Here is a 22,076-nt window from a genome sequence, read left to right on the forward strand (position 1 = left end):
TTCCTGGCTCGGGCTTCCTGGCTCAGGCTTCCTCGATCACGAACCGGACCCGGGTCCCCGGGCTGAACAGGGCCGCGGGTTCGCGGGACGGGTCCCACAGCACGGCGTCGGTGTGCCCGATCAGCTGCCAGCCGCCCGGGGAGGAGCGCGGGTAGGCGCCGGTGTACGGGCCGGCGAGGGCGATCGCGCCGGCCGGGACGGCGGGACGCGGGACGGCCCGCCGGGGCACCCGGTAGCGCTCGGGCAGGCCGGTCAGGTAGCCGAAGCCGGGGGCGAAGCCGCTGAAGGCGACCCGGAACTCGGTCGCCGAGTGGATGCGCCCGACGTCCTCCTCGGCGACGCCCCACAGCGCGGCGACCTCCGCGACGTCGGCGCCGTCGTAGCGCACCGGGACGGTCACGGTCTCCTCGCTGGTCGCCCGCAGCGGCGGTACGCGCCAGCCGGCCAGTTCGGCGGCCAGGGCCGAGGGGTCGGCCACGCCGTCGAGCAGGACGGTCCGTTCGGCGGGCACGACCTCGGCGACGGAGGGGAGTCGGCACGCCGCACGCCGGCGCTGGAGCTCGGCGTGGAAGGCCATCGCCTCGTCGGCGCCGTCGAGCTCGACCAGCAGCGCGTCGAGGCCGACCCGCAGGACCCGGATGTTCATCCCGTCCACCCCGTCCACCTCGTCCGTCTCCCGCTGTTCCCGGTGCTGCTCACGCGAACGCCTCGACCCGGACTCCGGCCGCCCGCAGGGCCGTTCGGACCCGGCGCGCCAGGTCCGCGGCCCCGGAGGTGTCACCGTGCACGCACAGCGAGCGGGCGCGCAGCCGGATCCGGTCGCCGGTGCGCGCGGTGACCTCGCCGTCCCGGGCGATGGTGACCGAGCGGCGGACGACGGCCTCGGGGTCGTGGACGACGGCGTCGGGCTCGCGGCGGGGGACGAGCGTGCCGTGCGGGGTGTAGGCGCGATCGGCGAACGCCTCGGCGACCACCGGCAGTTCGGCCCGCCCGGCGGCCTCGTGCAGCCGCGAACCGGGCAGTCCGAGGACGGGAAGGCCCGGTGCGGCCAGCCCGACGCCGCGGACCACCGCCTCCGCCTGCTCCTCGTCGTGCACTGTCCGGTTGTACAGCGCGCCGTGCGGCTTGACGTACGCCACCCGCGCTCCGGCGCCCCGCGCGAATGCCTGCAACGCGCCGATCTGGTAGGCGACTTCGTCCGCGAGCTCGTCGGGCGGGACGTCCATCGCGCGCCGCCCGAACCCGGCGAGGTCCCGGTAGGAGACCTGCGCGCCGATCCGCACGCCGCGCTCGGCGGCCAGCTCGCAGACCCGCCGCATGGTGCTCGGGTCCCCGGCGTGGAAGCCGCAGGCGATGTTGGCGCTGGTGACCACCGACAACAGGGCGTCGTCGTCGGTGAGCGTCCAGCGGCCGAAGCCCTCGCCGAGGTCGGCGTTGAGGTCGATCGTCATCGCAGCGGACGGCGTCATCTCGCGCCGTCCGTCATCGGGCGCTGCGCTGTGGCGCCCTCCCCCATCGCGCTCTCCGTTGTCGCGTTCTCCGTCATCGCCCGGACGATCACCGCGCGCGCGTCGTTCAGATAGCTGGTCAGCTCCACCTCGGCGTCGTCGATCTCGCCCGACTCCAGCAGCCCGGTGAGGGTCTGGTTGCGGCGCAGGAACGGCGCGTGGAGCGCGCGGGCGGACGGGACGGCGGCGAAGGCCAGGCGCAGCTCGGCCATCAGCCGGGCCATGCACTCGTCGATCCGACGGCTGCCGGCGATCCCCGCGACGGCCTGGTGGAAGTGCAGGTCGGCGGTGCCGACGGTGACCCAGTCGCCGATCGCCTCGGCGGCCTCCGCACGGTCCAGCGCGGCCCGCAGGGCGGCCAGGCGCTCGGGTGCGGCGCTGTGCAGGGCGCGCACCCCGGCCGTCTCCAGGGCGAGGCGAAGGGTGTAGATGTCGGCGACGTCGGCCGGTTCGAGGATCCGGACGAACACGCCGCGGTTCAGCTCGTGCACGACCAACCGCTCGTCGGCCAGCAGCCGGAACGCCTCGCGGAGCGTGTTGCGCGAGACGGTGAGCGCCTCGCCGAGTGCCTCCTCCGACAGTCGGGTGCCGGGGGCGAGCCGGCCCTCGGTGATGTGGTCGCGCAGCACCTCGGCCACGCGTTGGGCGGCGCTGGCGCGTTCGAGCCGGCCACGGTCGGCCGCGAGCGCGTCGAAAACCCCGGTCACGTTCCACCTCCTGAACTCTTGTCGGATTGTTCCACAATCCCCTAGCCTCTCGGCAACCCCCGCAGGGTCGCGGCCCACCCGGTCGCGACCTCCTCCGCCCGTGGTGCCCCAGACGGCCGTACTCGGAGCGGAGGCCCTTCGAAAGGCGGTCAGGAACGTGATCGTTCTGCTCGGCATCCTCGTCGTGGTGGCCGGGTTCGCCACCCGGCGGAATCCGCTCCTCGTCGTCGGCGTTGCCGGCGTCCTCACCGGACTGCTCGGCGGGATGAGCCCGCTGAAGGTCCTGGAGGCCTTCGGCACCGGCTTCGCCTCCAGCCGCTCGGTGACGGTCTTCGCCGTCGCCCTGCCGGTGATCGGCCTGCTGGAGCGCCACGGCCTGCAGGAACAGGCCCGCACCCTGATGAACAGGCTCGCCAGGGCCAGCGCCGGACGCGTCCTCGCCGTGTACCTGGTGTTCCGCCAGCTCAGCGCCGCCTTCGGCCTCACCGGCCTGGGCGGCCCGGCCCAGGCGGTGCGGCCCATGGTCGTACCGATGGCCGAGGCCGCCGCCGAGCGCCGCCACGGCACGCTGACCGACAGGGCCCGCGAACGTCTGCGCTCCTTCGCCGCGAGCGCCGACAACGTCGGCCTGTTCTTCGGTGAAGACTGCTTCCTCGCCGTCGGCTCGATCCTCCTGATCACCGGCTTCGTCAACGCGACCTACCACGCCGACCTGGAGCCGGTGCAGCTCGCGCTGTGGGCCATCCCGACCGCGGTCTGCGCCACCCTCATCCACGGCGCGCGCCTGCTGCGCCTGGACCACACCCTCGCCCGGGACCTGTCCGCCCCCGCCGGCCGGGCCACCGCTGCCGTCCGCATCGAGGAGCCGAGCAAGTGATCAAGGTCGAGTGGCTGTACTGGCTGGTCGGAGCCATGTTCGTCGCGATGGCCGCACAGATGGCGGTGGACCGCGGCAACCCCAGGCGTTACGGCAGCGCCGCCTTCTGGGGCCTGCTCGGCGCGAGCTTCGTCTACGGCACCTGGGTCGCCGACAAGAGCGCCCCCGCCGCACCGCTGGGCGTCGCCGTGCTGCTGATGATCTGTCTGGCCGGCTTCGGCTTCACCGGCCGGGGCGCCTCCACGGCCGCCGCCCCCGAACGGCGGGTCGCCTCCGCCGGGCGCCTGGGCAGCCGGCTGTTCATCCCCGCGCTGGCGCTCCCGCTGGTCGCACTGGCCTGCGGGACCCTGCTCAAGGGCGTGCACCTGGGCACCGGCGGTCCGCTGCTGCTGCAGACCGGCAGCGAGACGCTCCTCGGGCTGGGCATCGGCACGATCGTCGCCCTCGGCATCGGACTGCTGCTCACCCGCGAGCGCAACCCGGCGGTCGCCCTGCGGTCCGGCCGCGGGCTGCTGGAGGCGATGGGCTGGGCACTGCTGCTGCCCCAACTGCTCGCCGTCCTGGGCTCGATCTTCCAGAGCGCCGGCGTCGGCACCCAGGTCGGCAAGATCACCACCCACTTCCTGCCGGACGGAAGCACGTACGCGGCGGTGGCGGTCTACTGCCTGGGCATGGCGCTCTTCACCATCATCATGGGCAACGCCTTCGCCGCCTTCCCGGTGATGACCGCCGCGATCGGCTGGCCGATCCTGATCACCCAACTGCACGGCAACCCGGCCGTGGTCCTCGCGGTGGGCATGCTGGCCGGCTTCTGCGGCACGCTGGTCACGCCGATGGCGGCCAACTTCAACCTCGTCCCGGCGGCACTGCTCGAACTCAAGGACCAGTACGGGCCGATCAAGGCCCAAGTGCCAACTGCCGGCGCGCTGTTGGTCTGCAACATCGTCATCATGTCGCTCTTCGCGTTCTGACCATTCCTGGAAAGGCGGTCCCGTGGCCAGGGCCCTGATCACCGGCTTCGAACCCTTCGACGGCGCCGACGTCAACCCGTCCTGGGAGGTCGCCCGCCTCGTCGCCGACACCCCGCCTGACGGGCTCCTGGTCACCCCCATCCGCCTGAGCTGCGTCTTCGGCCAGGCCGCCGAGGAACTACGCGCCGCTGTACGGGAGTTCACTCCCGACCTGGTGGTCTGCCTCGGCCAGGCCGCCGGCCGCCCGGACGTCACCGTCGAGCGCGTCGCCATCAACGTCGACGACGCCCGCATCCCCGACAACGCGGGCCGCCAACCGGTCGACCAGCCCGTCGCCCCCGGCGGCCCGGCGGCCTACTTCTCCACCCTGCCCGTCAAGGCCTGCGTCGCCGCCGTCCGGCAGGCCGGCGTCCCCGCCTCCCTCTCCCACACCGCCGGGACCTTCGTCTGCAACCACGTCTTCTACGCCCTGATGCACCTGCTGGCCACCGAACTACCCACCGTCCGAGGCGGTTTCGTCCACATTCCCGCCCTCCCCGAACAGGCCCTCGACGGCTCCAAGCCCTCCCTCCCGGCCGACGCCGTCGCCCACGCCCTTCGCGCCCTCCTCACCGCCGCCGCGACCCACACCGCCGACCTCCGCGTCCCGGAGGGCGCGACCCACTGAGACCGGAGCCGGCTGTCCGAGGCGGAGAAACCTCTACCTCGGGTACGCCAAGGCATGCCAATGTGCCCGAACGGCACCGCTCCTACCGTCGATACCAGTTCGCGCGAGGTGCGCGACCGATCGGGGGAGACCCAGTGCAGACCCGAGGGAACGACCGGCGGGCGGTGGCCGTCCGGCTGGAAGCGGTCGAGAAGACCTACGGCAGGGGCGACAACGAGGTGGCCGCGCTCAGGAATCCGAGCCTGGCCTTCGGCACCGGCAGCTTCACCCTGGAAGCTCTGCATTGGCAGGAGTATTTCGCCGCATTGCTAAACCAAACGGAATCCACCGCCGAGAAGCGGATCAAACGGTCACGCGGGTTGACGCCCTAAACGCCCATTGAGTGGGCGGTCAGTAAGGCGATTTCCGTTTCGCGCTTTCGATCGGGGTAAGTGGGCTGGTCGCGGGCTCGCCTGGCTCCTGTAGCCGCCGCTGGGTGAACAAACCTTTTGCTCGGGGTCGACCACCTGCACCGCTTGACAAAATGTCCTATACGCAAGGTCCTGTCCGACGGGTCGCGTCACTGGCCCCGCATCCGACGGCGCCGTCACCCGAATGGCGCAACATGTCGTGCCGTCCATAGGGATGAAGATCAAGCTGATTAGTGGCCCCAACCGAGGAAATCCGTGAAAGGGGAACCAAATGCGCATTCGACGAATCCTCGCCGCCGTCATCGCCACGGCAGCCCTCGCCGGACTCGGCCTCACGGGCGCCGCCACCGCCACCGCCGCCACCACCGCAAAGGGTGCCCCGTCCTACGTCACCCCTTCTCAGTGCACGCAGGGCGGTGGAACGGCCGATCTGATGGCCAACCTCTGCAAGGGCGGTACGCACAACGGGGAGAAGATCGACTGAACCCCACAAGGCGCCCCGCAGCCACGCGCCGCGGGGCGCTCCCGCGCGAGCGTGGCAGGGAGAGTCGCAGGGACTGTGCCGACCTGTCGGGCTCGCTGATGTCTTTCTGGCCACCGATCTCCCCCGACCGGCTGCGGAACGCGACAGGAGGGACACCGATCTGACCCGGGGCTGCCAGCGACGTCGATGAGGCGCCGGTGCACGGCGCCCACATCCCGTACGGCGTCCCAGACTTCATCCAGGTCGGCCTCGACGGCGACGTCCTCGACGATGGTGGCGACGGCTGGTGACTCCCCTCAGGGCGTACCGAAGAAGCTGTCCAGGATCTGTTGCGCGGCCAGCCCCGCCGGCAGCGTGCCGGCGCGGACCTCGGCCTCCAGCGACGGGGCCAGCCGCCGCACCTCCGGGTGCTCGTGCAGTCGCGCGTACAGCTGGTCGTGGACCATCGACCACGTCCACTCGACCTGCTGCTCCCGCCGCTTGGCCGCCAGCGCACCCGTCGCGTCGAGCACCTTGCGGTGCTGCTGCAGTCGCTCCCACAGCACGTCGAGCCCGGCCCCGTCGAGCCCGCTGCAGGTCAGTACCGGCGGCGTCCAGGCCGCGTCCGGCGCCTGCAACAACCGCAGCGCGCCCGCGAGTTCACGGGCCGCCGCCCTCGCGTCCCGCTCGTGCGGCCCGTCGGCCTTGTTGACGGCGATGACGTCCGCGAGCTCCAGCACGCCCTTCTTGATGCCCTGCAACTGGTCGCCCGTGCGGGCGAGGCTGAGCAGCAGGAAGGTGTCCACCATCCCGGCCACCGCCGTCTCCGACTGCCCGACGCCCACCGTCTCGATCAGGACGACGTCGTACCCGGCCGCCTCCATCACCACCATCGACTCGCGAGTGGCCTTGGCGACCCCGCCCAGCGTCCCCGAGGTCGGCGACGGCCGGACGAAGGCGGCAGGATCCACCGCCAGCCGCTCCATCCGGGTCTTGTCGCCCAGGATCGACCCGCCCGTCCGGCTCGACGTCGGGTCGACGGCGAGCACCGCGACCCGGTGGCCGAGCCCCGTCAGCATCGTCCCGAAGGAGTCGATGAAGGTCGACTTGCCGACCCCGGGCACCCCCGTGATGCCCACCCGGACCGCCCCGCCCGCGTGCGGCAGCAGCCGCTGGAGCAGCTGCTGCGCGAGCACACGATGGTCGGGCCGGGTGGACTCGACGAGGGTGACGGCGCGCGCGATCCAGGCGCGCGAGCCGTCGAGGACACCCGTCACGTAGCTGTTGAGATCGATCGTCCGCGGAGCCATACGATCAGGCAATCACAGCTCGTGGCCGAGATCGGCCGCCAGCGCCGTCAGCAGGTCGTACGCCGCGTCCGGGATGACCGTGCCCGGGCCGAACACCGCTGCCGCGCCCGCCTCGTACAGCGCGTCGAAGTCCTGCGGGGGGATGACGCCGCCGACCACGATGGTGATGTCCTCGCGCCCCGCCTCCGCCAGCTCGGCGCGCAGTGCGGGCACCAGGGTGAGGTGACCGGCGGCCAGCGACGAGACACCCACGATGTGCACGTCCGCCTCGACGGCCTGGCGGGCGACCTCGGCCGGGGTCTGGAACAGCGGGCCGACGTCGACCGTGAAGCCGAGGTCCGCGAAGGCGGTGGCGATGACCTTCTGGCCGCGGTCGTGGCCGTCCTGGCCCATCTTGGCGACCAGGATGCGCGGACGGCGGCCCTCGGCCTGCTCGAACCGCTCGACCAGGTCGCGGGTGCGCTGGAGGGGAGCCGACGGGCCCGCTTCGTCTCGGTACACACCGGAGATGGTACGGATCTGGCCGGAGTGGCGGCCGTACACCTTCTCCAGGGCGTCCGAGATCTCGCCGACGGTGGCCTTGGCCCGGGCCGCGTTGACGGCCAGGTGCAGCAGGTTGCCGTCCAGCGAGCCGCCGCGCTGAGGACCGGCCTCGGCGGCCGCCGTCAGCGCGCGCAGCGCGTCCTGGGTCACGGCCTCGTCGCGCTCCTCGCGGAGGCGCCGGAGCTTCTCGATCTGCCGGGCGCGCACCGCGGAGTTGTCGACCTTGAGGACGTCGATCTGCTCGTCGCTCTCCACCCGGTACTTGTTGACGCCGATCACCGGCTGGCGGCCGGAGTCGATCCGCGCCTGGGTGCGGGCGGCGGCCTCCTCGACGCGCATCTTCGGGATGCCCGCGTCGATCGCCTTGGCCATGCCGCCGGCCGCCTCGACCTCCTGGATGTGCTGCCAGGCCCTGGAGGCGAGGTCGTGCGTCAGCTTCTCGACGTACGCCGAGCCGCCCCACGGGTCGATCACCCGGCAGGTGCCGGACTCCTGCTGCAGCAGCAGCTGGGTGTTGCGGGCGATGCGGGCGGAGAAGTCGGTGGGCAGCGCCAGCGCCTCGTCGAGGGCGTTGGTGTGCAGCGACTGGGTGTGGCCCTGGGTGGCGGCCATCGCCTCGACGCAGGTCCGGGTGACGTTGTTGAACACGTCCTGGGCGGTGAGCGACCAGCCCGAGGTCTGCGAATGGGTGCGCAGCGAAAGGGACTTGGTGTTCTTCGGGTCGAACTGCCTGACCAGCTTGGCCCACAGCAGCCGGGCCGCGCGCAGCTTGGCGACCTCCATGAAGAAGTTCATGCCGATCGCCCAAAAGAACGACAGCCGCGGCGCGAAGGCGTCCACGTCCAGCCCCACGTCCAGGCCCGCGCGCAGGTACTCCACCCCGTCGGCCAGGGTGTAGGCCAGCTCCAGGTCGGCCGTGGCCCCGGCCTCCTGGATGTGGTAGCCGGAGATGGAGATCGAGTTGTACCGGGGCATCTTCTGCGAGGTGTACGCGAAGATGTCCGAGATGATCCGCATCGACGGCTGCGGCGGGTAGATGTACGTGTTGCGGACCATGAACTCCTTGAGGATGTCGTTCTGGATGGTCCCCGCGAGCTTCTCGGGCGGTACGCCCTGCTCCTCGGCCGCGACGATGTACAGCGCCAGGACGGGCAGCACCGCGCCGTTCATGGTCATCGACACCGACATCCTGTCCAGCGGGATGCCGTCGAACAGCTGGCGCATGTCGTAGATCGAGTCGATGGCGACGCCCGCCATGCCGACGTCGCCGGTGACGCGCGGGTGGTCGCTGTCGTAGCCGCGGTGGGTCGGCAGGTCGAAGGCGACCGAGAGGCCCTTCTGGCCGGCCGCCAGGTTGCGACGGTAGAAGGCGTTGGACTCCTCGGCGGTGGAGAAGCCCGCGTACTGGCGGACGGTCCACGGCTGGTTGACGTACATGGTGGGGTACGGCCCGCGCAGGTACGGGGCGATGCCGGGGTACGTCTCCAGGAAGTCGAGTCCGGCCAGGTCGGCCGCGGTGTACAGCGGCTTGACGCCGATGCCCTCGGGGGTTTCCCAGACCTGCTCGTCGGCGTCCTTGCCGGTGGACCGGCGCCAGGCGGCCTGCCACTGGGCCTCGGAAACCCCGGCGGCATCGCCGTCCAGCCCGATTCCGGTGAAGTCGGGGATCATCGCGCCACTCCAATGAGGTCCAGCAGGGAGGTCAGGACGGCGATCGCGTCCCCGCCCGCGTAGATGAACTCGTCCACTCCGGCGGGCAGTTCGCCGAGCCGCCCGGCCAGCAGCACCCGCTGGGCGCCGGCCGCCTTCAGGGCCTCGGCCACGGACGAGGCGTGCTCGCCGTACAGGGCGTCGCTGGAGCACAGGCAGGCGACGGTAGCGCCGGAGTCGGCGAAGGCCGAGGCGAACGCGGCCGGGTCGAGGCCCTCGGCGGAGACGGTCGCGATGCCGCCGGCCTGGAACAGGTTGGCCGCGAAGGTGGTGCGCGCGGTGTGCGCGGCGGCGGTGCCGACCGAGGCCAGGAACAGCTTCGGACGGGCACCGGTCTCCGCCAGGAAGGCGTCCGAGCGGTCCCGCAGCGCCTCGTAGGCCTCGGCGCGGCGCACCCGGGGCAGGCCGCCGCTCGGCGACGCCGGGGCCGGCTCGCGGACCAGCGGCTGCTCGTCCAGGTGGGGGAACTCGCTGACGCCGGTGACCGGTTCGCGCCGCTTGGCGAGCTTCCCGGACCGCTCCGCCCAGGTCGCGGCGATCCGCTCGCCGACCAGGCCGGACCGGAGGGCGGCCTGCTGGCCGCCGGCCCGCTCGATCTCCTGGAACCAGGCCCAGGCGGCCTGCGCCAGCTCCTCGCCCAGCTGCTCGACGTACCAGGAGCCGCCGGCCGGGTCGATCACCCGGGCCAGGTGGGACTCCTCCAGCAGGATCGACTGGGTGTTGCGGGCGATCCGGCGGGCGAAGGCGTCGGGCAGGCCGAGCGCGCTGTCGAAGGGCAGCACGGTGACGGCGTCGGCGCCGCCGACCCCGGCGGCCAGGCAGGCCACCGTGGTGCGGAGCATGTTCACCCACGGGTCGCGGGCGGTCATCATCACCCGGGAGGTGACGGCGTGCTGGCGCTGGGCCGAGGCCTCGGCGGAGGCACCGGACACCTCGGCGACCCGGGCCCACAGACGGCGTGCGGCGCGGAACTTGGCGATGGTCAGGAACTGGTCGGCGTCCGCGGCGAGGCGGAACTCCAGCTGGCCGAGCGCGGCGTCCACGGACAGCCCGGCGGCGGTCAACGCGCGCAGGTAGGCGACGCCGGTGGCGAGCGCGCAGCCCAGTTCCTGGGCGGGCGAGGCGCCGGCCTCGTGGTAGGGCAGGGCGTCCACCGTGAGCGCCCTGACGTTCGGGTAGTCGGCGGCGCAGTGGGCGGCCAGCGCGGTGGCCCCGGCGAGCAGTGCGTCGGTGCGGTCGGCGTCGCCGGTGCGGGCCTGGAGGCCGAGCGGGTCGGCGCCGAGGTTGCCGGCGGCGGAGCCGGGGGAGACCTCGCGCTCCTCGTACAGCCTGAACAACTGCTCGGCGGCGTCGGCGAATTCGGCCCCGGCGTCGAGCGCGACGGCGGCCAGGTCCAGGTACACGCCGCTGAGCGCCTCGGGCAGGTCGGCGATCGGAAGGCCCGTGCCGCCCAGCTCCAGCCAGAGCGAGCCGACGCCGTTCTCCAGGTCGGCGAGCACCGCCTCGTTGGTGCGCCGCCGGTCCGGGTCGGCGTGTCGCTGGCGTACGTCCCACCCGGAGACGGCGGAGCCCTGGGGGCGGCCGCCGCGCACGAACGGCGGGAAGCCGGGGTAGCCGGGCTCGGCCGAGGTGTTCTCGGCGGTGTACAGCGGACGGGCGCGAAGCCCGTCCGGGAGCGCGGTGGTGAGCGCCTGCTCGGCGGCGGCGCCGTCCTCGGGCTGGGCACCGGACTTGCGCAGCACGCCCTCGACGAGCTGCTGCCACTGCTCACGGTGCGCGGCCGGGAACTCGGCGGCGAGGGGGAGCCTTTCGGGCGGGACCTTCATGTGCGCAGGTTAGCGCCCGTTTGCATGCTCGCAGGAGGGGCGGCGCGTGTGAGCTTGTTCTCGCTTTGGCGAACCTTTTGCACTCGCTCCGCCGTGGAGTGTCAAGAGGGGCGACGCGCGGGATGCCGGGCGAGGGTCAAAGGGGGTTGCCGGGAGGGGGATTGCGGGACCCGGCCACTCATCTATTAAGTTACTTCGAAGAAGGCGGGCGGGGACGGCATCCCCGTACGGCCCCGCCCGTCCTTCGCCGTCCCCCGACGCTGCCCGAAGACGTCCCCGACGCCGTCCGAAGACGCCCCCGGGCCACCCCGGACGTCCCCGACGCAGTCCGAAGCCCCTCGAAGGAGCCCACCGCGATGGGAAAGCGCCGCAAGCCCAGCCCCCCGAGCCGGGCCCGCATGGCGGTCCTCACCACGGCGATGGCCGGCGGCGCGGTGCTCGCCGCCGGTACCGCCCACGCCGAGCCGACCCCGACCCTCGCCTCCGTCAAGGAGCAGGTGGACAAGCTCAACGAGGAGGCCGAGCAGTCCGTCGAGCAGTACAACGGCTTCCAGGACAAGCAGCAGAAGCTGCAGGGCGAGGCCAACAAGATCCAGGAGAAGGTCGCACGCGGCCAGGATGCGATGAACGAGTTGCGCACCCGGCTCGGCGCGGTCGCCGCCGACCAGTACCGCAACAACGGCATCGACCCGTCCGTCCAGCTGATGCTCGACTCCGACCCGGCCGCCTACCTGGAGCGCGCCGCGGTGCAGAACCAGGTCACCGACGGCCAGGCGGCCCTGCTCAGGCAGGCCCAGGACGAGCAGCGCAAGCTCGACCAGGACCGCGCCGAGGCCACCGCCACGCTCGCCCAGCTCGACTCGGTCGGCGCCGAACTGGTGGCCAAGAAGCAGGAGATCCAGACCAAGCTGTCCCAGGCGCAGGCCGTGCTCAACAAGCTGGGCGCCGAGGACCGCGTCAAGGTCAACGCCCAGCAGGCCGCCGACAAGGCCAAGGCCGAGGCCCAGCAGGCCGCCGCCGCCGACCGCGCCTCCCGCTCCTCGGCCCGCCAGGACCTGAACACCCCGGCCCCGCCCGCCAGCGGCCGCGCCGCCACCATCATCGCGTTTGCCCAGGCCCAGCTCGGCAAGCCGTACGGCTGGAGCAAGAGCGGCCCGGACAGCTTCGACTGCTCCGGCCTCACCAGCCAGGCGTACAAGGCGGCCGGCGTCAGGATCTCCCGGATGTCGCAGGACCAGTGGAACGACGGCCCGCGCATCTCCCGCGACGCCCTCCAGCCCGGCGACCTGGTCTTCTTCTACAACGACATCCACCACGTCGGCATCTACATCGGCGACGGCAAGATGATCCACGCCCCGCGCACCGGCAAGAACGTCGAGGTCCTCCCGATCTCCGCGATGCCCTACATGGGTGCCGTCCGGCCGTAGCCGTCGCCGTGGGGTGACCACCCGTCAGCCGACGCCCTCAGCCACCCGGTACGGGACGGGCATGCGCATCTCGGCCTCGCCCAATGGGTCTGCCCCGTACGGTTGAACGGCCCTCAAGGCCCTTCAACCGTACGGGGCATCGGCTCGGCCTCCCCGCACAGCCCAGGGTTGTCACGGAGAGAGCGCCATGGCCGACACACCCGCCCCGGAGCATCGAGAGCCCGGCGTCGGCCGGGCGGTTCACGGATGCGGCGCGCAGGCCAGCAGGTACGGCAGCGCGGGCAGCGTCAACAGCCCGAGCCACCAGACCGGTCGGCGCCGCCGGCCGCTGCCGGGCCGGGCCAGCCGGCGGACCCGGGCGAGCACCCCGGTGGAGGCGACCGCGAGCGTGCCGCCCGGAGTGCCCCCGGAGGTGGCCAGCGCGGCGAGCACCGCCCCGGCGGCGGCCAGCAGCCACCAGTCGTGGGTGTGGGGCAGCACCGGCCCGGTCGTTTCGAGGTGGGGGAGCAGGCCGATCGGCCCGAGCAGCCCGAGCAGGCCGGCCGGCTCGTGTGCGGCGGGCTCGACGGCGTGGTGCCCGGCGAGCACCAGGGCGACGGTGAAGGAGGCCATCAGCGCCAGCCACAGGGCCGCGCCGAGGGCCGGGCGGGCCTGGAGCCGGGCCGAGCCGGCCAGCAGGCGGGGCAGCAGCACGCCGGTCACGGCCAGGTGGAGGCCGAGCAGGGCGAGCGTCACCCGACGTCCCGGGCCTTCACCTGTTCGAGGGCGGCGAGCAGCGCGGACGCCTCGTCTCCGCTGATCCGGTCGACGAAGTGCAGCAGCGCGCCGGCCCGGTCCGGGCTGGTCTCCAGCGCCTGGTGCATCAGCTGGGCGGTGTACGCCTCCCGGGTGCAGGTCGGCTCGTACACCCAGGCGCGGCCGACCTTGTCCCGGCGCAGCCAGCCCTTGGTGTGCAGGATGTCGGCGACGGTGGTGACGGTGGTGTAGGCGACCGCCCGCTGCTGCTGGAGGTCGTCGACCACCTCGCGCACCGTGGCCGGACGGCCCCAGGACCACAGCCGGTCCATGATCTCGGCTTCGAGATCGCCGAAACCCCGTAGCACCGCCCTCGTCTCCCTCGCCGAACCGTTCGCCGGCGCCCTTCGCCCGCTGGAACGCGGCCCATGCTACGGCGCGCGCCGGGCGCCCGCTCCCGGGTGACGGGAACGGGCGCCCACGGTGCCCGGAGGGTGCCCGATCGGTGCTCAGCGCGTGCCGGACGTGCTCAAGCGGTGATCAGGACGACCGGTCAGCACTACCGATCAGGACAGCCGCCGCCCCAGTGCCACCCGGGAGCGGGTGAACAGGGCCGCGAGCAGCCCCGCCACCACCGGCAGCACCAGCACGACCAGCAGTAGCTCTCCCCAGGGCGCGGTGATCAGCGCCGGCTGCGAACCGGCCCCACTGGCCCGGGACTTCAGCAGCCCCACCGCCGGGACGAACCCGTTGGCCGCCCCGAGCACCGCCCCGAGCAGGGCGATCAGCGCGCACTGCAGGCCGGCCATGGTCCGGCGGATCCGCGGCGGAGCGCCGACGGCGGCCAGGGTGGCCTGGTCCTGCCGGGAGTCGGCGGCCGCGAGCCCGGTGGCGATCCCGGCCGCACCGAGCACGACCAGTGCGGCGAAGCCGGTGAGGGCGAGGGTGATCGCGTCGCTCTTGGGCTGGTAGCCGCGCTCGACGGTCAGCTCGGCGTAGTGGTCCAGCCGGACGGCGGCGGCCGCGGCCCGCTGCTGCGCCTTGCGGTCGGGCGGGGTGGTCGGGCGCCACACCGCGCCCTGGGGTGCCGAGGCGAGGCCGAGCCCGGTCAGCGCGGTGGTCGGCATGAGCCCCTGGGCGAAGCGGGCGGCGGCCGGGTCGTCGACCAGCACCGCGTCGACCGGGACTTCCTGGAGGTCGGTCCTGGGGATCTGCCCGGGCTGCAGCGGCGCACCGCCGCCGCCGCGCAGCAGCAGCACGGCCTTGCCGTCGGCACCGATCAGCGAGCGGTCGAAGACCAGCAACTTCCCGGCCGCCAGGGCCTTTTCGGCCGCGGCGTCGCGGACGTCGAACAGGTTGTGCAGCACGGCGACGTCCCCGGTGGCGACGTGCGGCAGGTCGGCGAGCCTGCGCACGTCGGCCGGGCCCTTGAGCACGACGGTGCTGGAGCAGTTGTCGCAGAACCGGTAGACCAGCTGGCCGACGTCGGCCCGCCCGCCGAGCCCGGTCAGCTGCTTCTCCACCTCGGCCGGCAGCTGGGCGGCCTTCGGCCCGTCGTTGTGGCTGATCAGCTGGACGGCGCCGTACGGGGCCTGCGGCCGGTAGTCGCGCCGGTTCTCGGCATCGGTGCTGGTGCTGTACACCCCGATGGCGACGGCCCCGGCCACCGCCGCCATCACCGCGGCGACGGCCGGGGCGGTGCGCGAGCGGTTGCGGGCGGAGTCCCGCAGCGCCAGTCGGGGGCCGAGCGGCAGCCGTCCGGCCAACCGGCCGAACAGCGCGACCAGCAGCGGGGTGCAGGCGAGCAGGCCGAGTTCGGCGGTGACCGAGCCGCCGAGCACGGTGAGCGTACGGGTGTCGTAGGTGCTCACCACGGGCAGTCCGCGCCGCACCGCGCCGGCGCCGTACACCGCGATCGCGCCGCCGCCGAGGATCAGCGCCACGCCGAGCACGGTGACCAGGCGGTTGGGCGCCCGGACGGTGTCCCGCCCGGTGAGCCCGGCGGTGACGCTGCGCCGGGCGGCCTGCCAGGCCGGCAGCGCGGCCGCGAGCAGCGCGGTGAGCAGGCCGATCCCGGCGATCGCCAGCAGGTCCGGCACCGGCAGCGCGAAGTGGCCGAAGCGCGCGCCGCCGACCTCCTCGATCACCGGCCGCAGCGCTGCGACCAGCCCGGTGCCGAGGGCCACTCCGAGCGCCGCGCCGGCCAGGCCGAGCACCAGGCCGCCGCCGAGCACGACCGCGCCGATGTGTGTGCGCCGGCCGCCGGCCGCGCCCAGCAGGGCGAGCCGGCGGCGGGAGCGCCGGGCGCCGACCGCGAAGGCCGGCCCGGCGAGCAGGGCGACCTCGAGCAGCGCCATCCCGGTCACGGTGGCGACCACGACCCTGGTGCTGTTGCCGGCGGCGGGATCGCGGTAGGTGGCGGAGTCCCTGAAGTAGGGGACGGCCCCGTACGGCGGCGGGTCGAGCGCGACCGAACGCGCGGTGAGGGTGTAGCCGTGGGCGTTGAACAGCTGGACCTTCGCCCAGTCGAGGGCGGCCCCGCCCGGCAGGTGCACCAGCCAGGACGGGTGTGCGCTCTGCGCCCGCTCGGCGGCGGGGCGTCCGGGCTCCGCGGCGGCGGCCAGCTGGTCGAGCAACTCGCCGGGCCTGGCGACGAGTTCGACCCGGCCGAGCTCGCCCGGGTGCTCCACGACGCCGGTGAGGGTGTACGGGGTCCCCTCCAGCCCCTGGACCGTGGTGGTGCTTCCGAGCGAGAGCCCGGCGTGGTCCAGGAAGGCCTGGGTGGCGGCCAGTTCGTGCGGTGCGGTCGGGGCGCGGCCCTTGACCAGGTCCAGCCGGCCGCGCCAGACCGGGTCGCCGAGGTCGGCCTCGGTGGTGAGGGTGCGGACCAGCCCCTCGGGCGAGCTCGCGCCGGTCTCCGGGCCGGTCCGGGCGGGGGTGAGCGTGCTGCCGGGCGGCAGCAGCGAGGTGACCAGGGCGGCCGGATCGGCGCCCGCGGCCTTCAGCTGCTCGGGCGTCGGCTGCCGGCCCGGGCGGGGCTGGACGGCGAAGGCGCCGTCCTCGGCGACCGGGGCCTGTTCGACGCTCTGGCCCGGGCTGAGCGCGGTGACCAGCGCGTCCGCGCCGCCCACCACCCGCTCGACCCGTTCGGCCGGGGTCAGTTGACCGCTGCGGTGGACCACGTCGGCGCCGGTGACCCCGAGGACGGGCAGTGCCACCATGGCCAGGATGAGGGCGCTGCGTCCCTTGGCCCGCAGCGCGTCGCGCCGGGCGAGCCGCAGTGCGACCTTCCACGCTCCGAACCTCACCGGACCACCTCGTCCAGAGAGTTGGGCCGGTGGACGGCGGCCCGGCAGCCGCCGGAGCGGCGTCCGACGCTCTCCGAGGCGACCGCTCCGTCCCGCAGGTGAACCACCCGGTCCGCCCAACTGGCGTGCGAGGCCTCGTGGGTGACCATCATGGCGGCGGCGCCGGCGTCGCAGCGGGCGCGCAGGACGGCGAGCACGGCGTCGCCGGTGGCGGAGTCGAGGGCGCCGGTCGGTTCGTCGGCGAGGACGAGCCGGCGCTCGCCGATCAGGGCGCGGGCGATGGCGACGCGCTGCTGCTGACCGCCGGACATGTCGTCGGGGAAGCGGTCGGCGAGTTCGCCGATGCCGAGTTCCTCCAGGGCGGCGAGGGCCTCCCGGCGGGCGGTGCGGCCGGAGACGCCGTCGAGTTCGCGGGGCAGGGCGATGTTCTCGGCGGCGGTGAGCGCCGGGATCAGGTTGTAGTCCTGGAAGACGTACCCGACGGAGCGCCGCCGCAGGTCGGCGAGGCGGCCCCGGCTGAGTCCGCGGAGGGCCACGCCCTCGACCAGCACCTGGCCGTCGCTGGGCAGGTCCAGCCCGCCGGCCAGGGTCAGCAGGGTCGACTTCCCGGAGCCGGACGGCCCCATCACGGCGACGAACTCGCCCGCGTGAACGGTCAGGTCGACTCCGCGCAGGGCGTGCACCTCTGCGGCGCCGTGCCCGTGCACCCGGGAGACCCCGGACAGCTGCAGGACGGGTGCGGGCCGGCTCGGATCGATGTGGGACACAGTTCCCCCTCGTGAGCTGTTCAGCTGCATATGTCGGTGAACTATATATGTCGCGAGCGGATGCGCAAGCCGGCCCGGGTTTGGTCAAGCTTCTACAAAGCTGTCGAAGATCAGCCGAAAAGGTGACACCGCGTGGCCGTGGCGGGTCTATGCTTTTGGAGGTTTGAAAAGGCACCTCGTTCGGTGAGGCGTCTTCACGGACACAGGCCACTGACCCGACGACGTCGAGAGACGCCCAGGTTCAGGACAGGTCTTCCCGAGTTAAGGGTTGACCCCAAGTGGCTTCCGGCCGATCCGGCTGGACACGCCGTGGAGTGCCAAAGCTCTGACGAGTTGGGGTGTACCGGTCCATCGTCGGCCGGTGTGCTCCTTGCCGTGTCGCGACGCGGCGCACAGTCGGTGCGCCCCCGACCGGGAGGAGGGGAGAGAAATGGACTGCAATAGTCCGGGCCACAGTAGCCCCTGCCCCCGCATGCTCTCGAACACCTCCGGCACGCGGTAACAACCTTCCCTGCGCGTTCACCCGGCGCTTCGTCCCGCGCTCAACCATGCCCGGACGTAAGCCGCCTGACGCTTCGTCATGCCCGCACGGCCGCCGCCGCTCAGCGTCGCCGTACGGAGCGGACGTCGTGCGCCCGCAGGGAGGATCGCTGCTGCGTGCCCCCTGTCGCCCTCTCTAGGAAGAGGGCAGGGAGGCCCCGCCATGACCAACGTGATGCTGGACCCAAAGGTTCCCACGGTCCCCACCGCTCCCACCGCTGCCCGGGCCGCCGTGCTCGACGACGCCCACGTCGGCGACATCAAGGGCGCGCTCGGCACCATCCGGCTCGACGACACCACCCCCCGCAGCGGACTCTCCGCCCGGCTCAAGACCCTGCTGGCGATCGTCGGCCCCGGCCTGATCGTGATGGTCGGCGACAACGACGCCGGCGCCTTCTCCACCTACGGCCAGGCCGGGCAGAACTACGGCACCCAGCTGCTGTGGACCCTGCTGATGCTGGTCCCGGTGCTGTACGTCAACCAGGAGATGGTGTTGCGCCTGGGCGCCGTCACCGGCGTCGGCCACGCCCGCCTCATCCTGGAGCGGTTCGGGAAGTTCTGGGGCGCGTTCAGCGTCATCGACCTCTTCCTGCTCAACGCCCTCACCCTGGTCACCGAGTTCATCGGCGTCACCATGGCGGCCGGGTACCTGGGCCTGCCGAAGGCCGTCTCGGTGGTGCTGGCGGCGGCGATCATCATCGCCTCGGCCTTCACCGGCTCCTTCCAGCGCTTCGAGCGCGTGGCCATCACGCTGTGCGTGGGCTCGCTGCTGCTGGTGCCGATCTACTTCATGGTCCACCCCAGGACCTCGCAGATGGCCCACGACTTCGTGACGCCGACCATGCCGGGCGGCGCCGGCCGGCTGGCCGCCGTGATGCTGGTCATCATCTCGATCGTCGGCACCACCGTCGCCCCCTGGCAGCTGTTCTTCCAGCAGTCGTACGTCATCGACAAGCGGATCACCCCGCGTTTCATGAAGTACGAGAAGGTCGACCTGTGGATCGGGATCGTCGTGGTCATCGTCGGCGCGGCGGCGCTGATCGGCCTCACGGCGGCGGCCTTCGCGGGCACCGACGGCTTCGGGCAGTTCTCCGACACCGCCGCCGTGGCCAAGGGCATCGAGGACAAGGCGGGCCACCTCGCGGGCGTGCTGTTCGCCATCGCCCTGCTGGACGCCTCGATCATCGGCGCCTTCGCCGTCTCCCTCTCGACCGCCTACGCGATAGGCGACGTGTTCGGCATCAAGCACTCGCTGCACCGGGGCGTCAAGGGTGCCAAGGGCTTCTACGCGGTGTACGCGGGCCTGGTGGTGGTCGCGGCGGCGATCACCCTGCTGTCCGACGACTACACCCAGGGCCTGATCACCCAGTTCGTCCAGGTGCTGGCCGGAGTGCTGCTGCCCTCCGCCACCGTGTTCCTGCTGCTGCTCTGCAACGACCGGGCCGTGCTCGGCCCCTGGGTCAACGGGCCGAGGACCAACGCCTTCACCTCGACGGTGGTCGGCGTGCTGGTGATGCTCTCGCTGATCCTGACCGCCTCGGTGGTCTGGCCGGACATCAGCTCCGACGCGATCCTGTGGATCATGGGCGGCTGCGGTGTCGTGGGCGTCCTGGTCGCCGGGTACTTCTTCACGGCCGGCCGCACCGCCGCCAAGGAGGACCCGATCGACCGCACCGGCCGCGAGGACTGGCGGATGCCCCCGCTGGAGACGCTGAGCCGTCCGGTGATGTCCACCGCCCGCAAGGTCGGCATGGGCGCCCTGCGCGCCTACCTGCTGATCGCGATGATCATGGTCATCATCAAGATCGTGCAGACCGCGCTGAACCACTGAGCCACCGGTCACGGTTCCCACGGACGGGTGGTGAGCGGCGGCTCGCCACCCGTCCGTTCCCTTTCCGCGGTCCCCGCGACCTCCGCGAGTCCTTCGCGGACCACCTGGAGGAGGTGCCGTCGTGCACACCCTGACCACCGTCGAGTTCCTGGTCCGGCTCGCCACCGGCGTCGCCTGCGGCGCGCTGATCGGCGTCGAACGCCAGTGGCGCGCCCGGATGGCCGGCCTGCGCACCAACGCCCTGGTCGCCGCCGGCGCCACCCTGTTCGTCCTGTACAGCGAGGCCGTCGGCGACACCGGCAGCCCCACCCGGGTCGCCTCCTACGTCGTCTCCGGCATCGGCTTCCTCGGCGGTGGCGTCATCCTGCGCGACGGCGCCGGCGTGCGCGGCCTCAACACCGCCGCGACCCTGTGGTGCTCGGCCGCCGTCGGGGTGCTGGCCGCCTCCGGCAAGCTGGACCTCGCCGTCCTCGGCACCCTCGCCGTGCTGGCCGTCCACCTGGTGCTGCGCCCCGCCGGGCGGCTGCTCGACCGGGCCCCGCAGGCCGGCAGTGACCCGGACTCCACCTCCCGGGCCACCGTCCACCTGGAGTGCGACCGCAAGTCCGAGACCCACATCCGCGCCCTGCTGCTCCAGGCCCTGGCCGCCTCCGGCCTCGCCCCCACCGGCCTGCGCGCCCGCCGCACCGACCAGGGTGACGCCACCAGCCTGCGGGCCACCGTGGCGATCAACGGCCAGGTCGCCCCGGCCCTCGAACAGGTCGTCACCCGGCTGTCCCTGGAGCCCGGCGTACGGGACCTCCACTGGCACCTGGACGACGAGTCGGACGAGCCGGGCAACCCGGCGCTGGCGTAGGGTCTGCCTTCGAACTCGCGTCCGCGGGGCGGACGACAGGAGTTCGGAGACGGGCCCCAGGGCCTGTCGGTGTAGAACGGAAGGACCGTCACACGAACCTTCCGGGAGGCCCGATGCTGAAAGTCGACCCCGAGCACGGGCCGCTGGTGCCGATGCTGCTGGTGCTGACCGTGGTCACCGGGGTGGTGGACGCGGTCAGCTACCTGGCGCTGGGGCACGTCTTCGTCGCCAACATGACCGGCAACGTGGTGTTCCTCGGCTTCGCCCTGGCCGGCGCCCCCGGACTGTCCGCCACCGCCTCGCTGGCCGCCCTGGCCGCGTTCCTGCTCGGCGCTCTGGCCGGCGGCCACCTCTCCCGGCACCTGCCCGGCCACCGGGGCCGCCTGCTGACCGTCGCCATCGCCGTCCAGGCGGTCTTCGTCGCCGTGAGCGTCCTCCTGGCGGCCGCGGTCGGCCACAGTTCCGAGTCGGCCCGCTACACCCTGATCGGGCTGCTGGCCCTCGCCATGGGCGGGCAGAACGCGGTGGCCCGCTCGCTCAAGGTCCCGGACCTGCCCACCACCGTGCTCACCATGACCCTCACCGCCCTCGCCGCGGACCTCACCGGCTCCCGCCGCCTGGCCTCGGCGGTCTGGATGTTCGCCGGCGCCCTCCTCGGCGCCCTGCTCGTCCTCCACGCCTCCGTCCCCGTCGCGTTGGCCCTGGCCTTCGCCCTGCTGGTCGCCGTCGCCGCCCTCACCCACCACGCGGCCAGGCCGAACCCGGCGCCGGCCTGGACGCGACGGCGCTGAGGTTCAGTCCTCCAGGCGGTTGCCCGCACGGCCGCTCCAGAGCGGTTCCAGGCGGGCCCAGCCGGCGGTCCACTCCGCCTCGGCGCGGTGGTCGAGCACGTTCAGGCGCAGGCGCAGGGCGAAGGCGAGGAAGGCGAACAGGGTGAGGAGGGCGCCGGTGCCGGTACAGGCGGCGGAGACGGCGAGGGCGCCGCGGTCGACCGGGGGAGTGCTGGCGTTCCCGGCGGGGTCGACCCAGATGGGGACGACGGTTCCGGTGGTTGCCGCACGCGGGGCCTGGACGATGCCGGTGTGCCGGGTGGCTCCGGGGTAGGTCCAGGAGGCCTCGGCGTCGACCCGGCTGCCGTAGCCGCCGGAGAAGCGACTGCCGGTGGTGACGCCGTGTTCGGTTGCCGCCGTCACCACGGCGTCGACCCGGTGCAGCCGGGCCCGGTCGGCGTCCGCCTGCGGCGCGGTGGAGCGGTAGAACAGCAGCGCTCCGCCGACGGCGAGGGCGGTGGCGAGGAAGCCGCCGAGGACGGTGAGCAGCCAGGCGCGGGCGCGGGCCCGGTCGAGGGGGCGGGCCAACGGTTCGTGCCGGGCACCGAAGGCCCGCCGCAGCCCTCGGCCGGTTCGCCGCGGGAGCGACGCGGGCCTGGCCGGGCGGGATGTGCTGGACACGCTGAGGTCTCCTCAAGGACGCGGGCGCGTACGGGGTTTCGTCACCCAATTTCCACCCGATCGCCCCCCTCGCACAAGAGTGGTGCGCGTTCGTAGCACCTCGGGCCCTGATCACCCGGGACGTTCGGCCCTCGGCAGCCGCCCCCAGGGCGGGCAGGCTGGGGTCCGG

Annotated in this window: 20 protein-coding genes and 1 riboswitch; of the genes, 9 read left to right on the forward strand and 11 right to left on the reverse strand. The window is 73.0% G+C overall.

Features of this window, described 5'->3' with window-relative positions:
* Positions 1 to 22: 22 nt before the first annotated feature.
* From HS99_RS35905 to HS99_RS35915, 3 genes are read right to left on the reverse strand one after another with little or no spacing between them, the layout of a single operon-like run.
* Complete coding sequence (locus HS99_RS35905; RefSeq protein WP_030279890.1) at positions 23 to 646, reverse strand: 5-oxoprolinase subunit B family protein; 624 nt, start codon at positions 644 to 646, stop codon at positions 23 to 25.
* A 49-nt stretch (positions 647 to 695) separates the two neighbouring features.
* A complete protein-coding gene (locus tag HS99_RS35910; protein ID WP_030552487.1) occupies positions 696 to 1,469 on the reverse strand; it encodes a LamB/YcsF family protein in 774 nt (257 codons plus the stop codon).
* Positions 1,466 to 2,215 (reverse strand): GntR family transcriptional regulator, encoded by a 750-nt coding sequence (locus HS99_RS35915; protein ID WP_063737997.1) that lies wholly within the window; start codon positions 2,213 to 2,215, stop codon positions 1,466 to 1,468. The genes HS99_RS35910 and HS99_RS35915 overlap by 4 nt, the downstream gene beginning before the upstream one ends.
* Before the next feature lie 157 nt (positions 2,216 to 2,372).
* On the opposite strand from HS99_RS35915, the gene HS99_RS35920 reads away from it, so the two are divergent.
* From HS99_RS35920 to HS99_RS35940, 5 genes are all read left to right on the forward strand, one after another.
* A complete protein-coding gene (locus HS99_RS35920) occupies positions 2,373 to 3,092 on the forward strand; it encodes a DUF969 domain-containing protein (RefSeq protein WP_030552485.1) in 720 nt (239 codons plus the stop codon).
* A complete protein-coding gene (locus HS99_RS35925; RefSeq protein ID WP_030279883.1) occupies positions 3,089 to 4,063 on the forward strand; it encodes a DUF979 domain-containing protein in 975 nt (324 codons plus the stop codon). Before HS99_RS35920 ends, HS99_RS35925 begins: the two co-directional genes overlap by 4 nt.
* A gap of 22 nt (positions 4,064 to 4,085) precedes the next feature.
* Positions 4,086 to 4,730, forward strand: coding sequence for a pyroglutamyl-peptidase I (gene pcp / locus HS99_RS35930; RefSeq protein WP_030552483.1), 645 nt, complete (start codon positions 4,086 to 4,088; stop codon positions 4,728 to 4,730).
* A gap of 134 nt (positions 4,731 to 4,864) precedes the next feature.
* Positions 4,865 to 5,101: a hypothetical protein gene (locus tag HS99_RS35935; protein ID WP_030552481.1), complete on the forward strand. Its 237-nt coding sequence runs from the start codon at positions 4,865 to 4,867 to the stop codon at positions 5,099 to 5,101.
* A 310-nt stretch (positions 5,102 to 5,411) separates the two neighbouring features.
* Positions 5,412 to 5,624 carry a hypothetical protein gene (locus tag HS99_RS35940; protein ID WP_030279880.1) on the forward strand — a complete coding sequence of 71 codons (213 nt, stop codon included), beginning with the start codon at positions 5,412 to 5,414 and terminating at the stop codon, positions 5,622 to 5,624.
* A gap of 296 nt (positions 5,625 to 5,920) precedes the next feature.
* Here HS99_RS35940 and meaB read toward each other — a convergent pair whose 3' ends face one another.
* Genes meaB through HS99_RS35955 form a run of 3 tightly spaced genes read right to left on the reverse strand, consistent with a single transcriptional unit; the run spans position 5,921 to position 10,992 of the window.
* Positions 5,921 to 6,913, reverse strand: a complete 993-nt coding sequence (gene meaB, locus HS99_RS35945) for a methylmalonyl Co-A mutase-associated GTPase MeaB (protein ID WP_030552479.1) — start codon at positions 6,911 to 6,913, stop codon at positions 5,921 to 5,923.
* A gap of 12 nt (positions 6,914 to 6,925) precedes the next feature.
* Entirely contained in the window at positions 6,926 to 9,127 is a 2,202-nt protein-coding gene (scpA, locus tag HS99_RS35950) for a methylmalonyl-CoA mutase (protein WP_030279876.1), read from the reverse strand.
* Positions 9,124 to 10,992: a methylmalonyl-CoA mutase subunit beta gene (locus tag HS99_RS35955; RefSeq protein WP_030552477.1), complete on the reverse strand. Its 1,869-nt coding sequence runs from the start codon at positions 10,990 to 10,992 to the stop codon at positions 9,124 to 9,126. Before HS99_RS35955 ends, scpA begins: the two co-directional genes overlap by 4 nt.
* Positions 10,993 to 11,348: 356 nt before the next feature.
* Here HS99_RS35955 and HS99_RS35960 point away from each other — a divergent pair, with 356 nt between their 5' ends.
* Entirely contained in the window at positions 11,349 to 12,419 is a 1,071-nt protein-coding gene (locus tag HS99_RS35960; RefSeq protein WP_030552475.1) for a C40 family peptidase, read from the forward strand.
* A gap of 240 nt (positions 12,420 to 12,659) precedes the next feature.
* Here the strand turns inward: HS99_RS35960 and HS99_RS35965 are convergent, their stop codons facing one another.
* The 4 genes from HS99_RS35965 to HS99_RS35980 form a co-directional block, all read right to left on the reverse strand.
* A complete protein-coding gene (locus HS99_RS35965; protein ID WP_030552473.1) occupies positions 12,660 to 13,154 on the reverse strand; it encodes a hypothetical protein in 495 nt (164 codons plus the stop codon).
* On the reverse strand, positions 13,151 to 13,486 hold the full coding sequence (locus tag HS99_RS35970; RefSeq protein ID WP_030279869.1) for a BlaI/MecI/CopY family transcriptional regulator: 336 nt from the start codon (positions 13,484 to 13,486) through the stop codon (positions 13,151 to 13,153). Before HS99_RS35970 ends, HS99_RS35965 begins: the two co-directional genes overlap by 4 nt.
* Before the next feature lie 234 nt (positions 13,487 to 13,720).
* Positions 13,721 to 16,462, reverse strand: a complete 2,742-nt coding sequence (locus tag HS99_RS44355; RefSeq protein ID WP_030552471.1) for an FtsX-like permease family protein — start codon at positions 16,460 to 16,462, stop codon at positions 13,721 to 13,723.
* Entirely contained in the window at positions 16,459 to 17,220 is a 762-nt protein-coding gene (locus HS99_RS35980) for an ABC transporter ATP-binding protein (RefSeq protein ID WP_370863334.1), read from the reverse strand. Before HS99_RS35980 ends, HS99_RS44355 begins: the two co-directional genes overlap by 4 nt.
* Before the next feature lie 177 nt (positions 17,221 to 17,397).
* Positions 17,398 to 17,574, forward strand: a riboswitch (M-box (ykoK) riboswitch).
* Positions 17,575 to 17,932: 358 nt separating this feature from the next.
* Here HS99_RS35980 and HS99_RS35985 point away from each other — a divergent pair.
* The 3 genes from HS99_RS35985 (at position 17,933) to HS99_RS35995 (ending at position 21,247) form a co-directional block, all read left to right on the forward strand.
* Positions 17,933 to 19,600: an NRAMP family divalent metal transporter gene (locus HS99_RS35985; RefSeq protein WP_030279866.1), complete on the forward strand. Its 1,668-nt coding sequence runs from the start codon at positions 17,933 to 17,935 to the stop codon at positions 19,598 to 19,600.
* 121 nt (positions 19,601 to 19,721) lie between these two features.
* Entirely contained in the window at positions 19,722 to 20,456 is a 735-nt protein-coding gene (locus tag HS99_RS35990) for an MgtC/SapB family protein (protein WP_030279865.1), read from the forward strand.
* Positions 20,457 to 20,569: 113 nt separating this feature from the next.
* A complete protein-coding gene (locus HS99_RS35995) occupies positions 20,570 to 21,247 on the forward strand; it encodes a YoaK family protein (protein WP_046385421.1) in 678 nt (225 codons plus the stop codon).
* 3 nt (positions 21,248 to 21,250) lie between these two features.
* On the opposite strand, the gene HS99_RS36000 is transcribed toward HS99_RS35995, so the two are convergent.
* Positions 21,251 to 21,907, reverse strand: a complete 657-nt coding sequence (locus HS99_RS36000; protein WP_141763883.1) for an Rv1733c family protein — start codon at positions 21,905 to 21,907, stop codon at positions 21,251 to 21,253.
* Positions 21,908 to 22,076 lie beyond the last annotated feature (169 nt).

This window comes from Kitasatospora aureofaciens, assembly GCF_001188955.3.
Classification (GTDB): domain Bacteria; phylum Actinomycetota; class Actinomycetes; order Streptomycetales; family Streptomycetaceae; genus Kitasatospora; species Kitasatospora aureofaciens.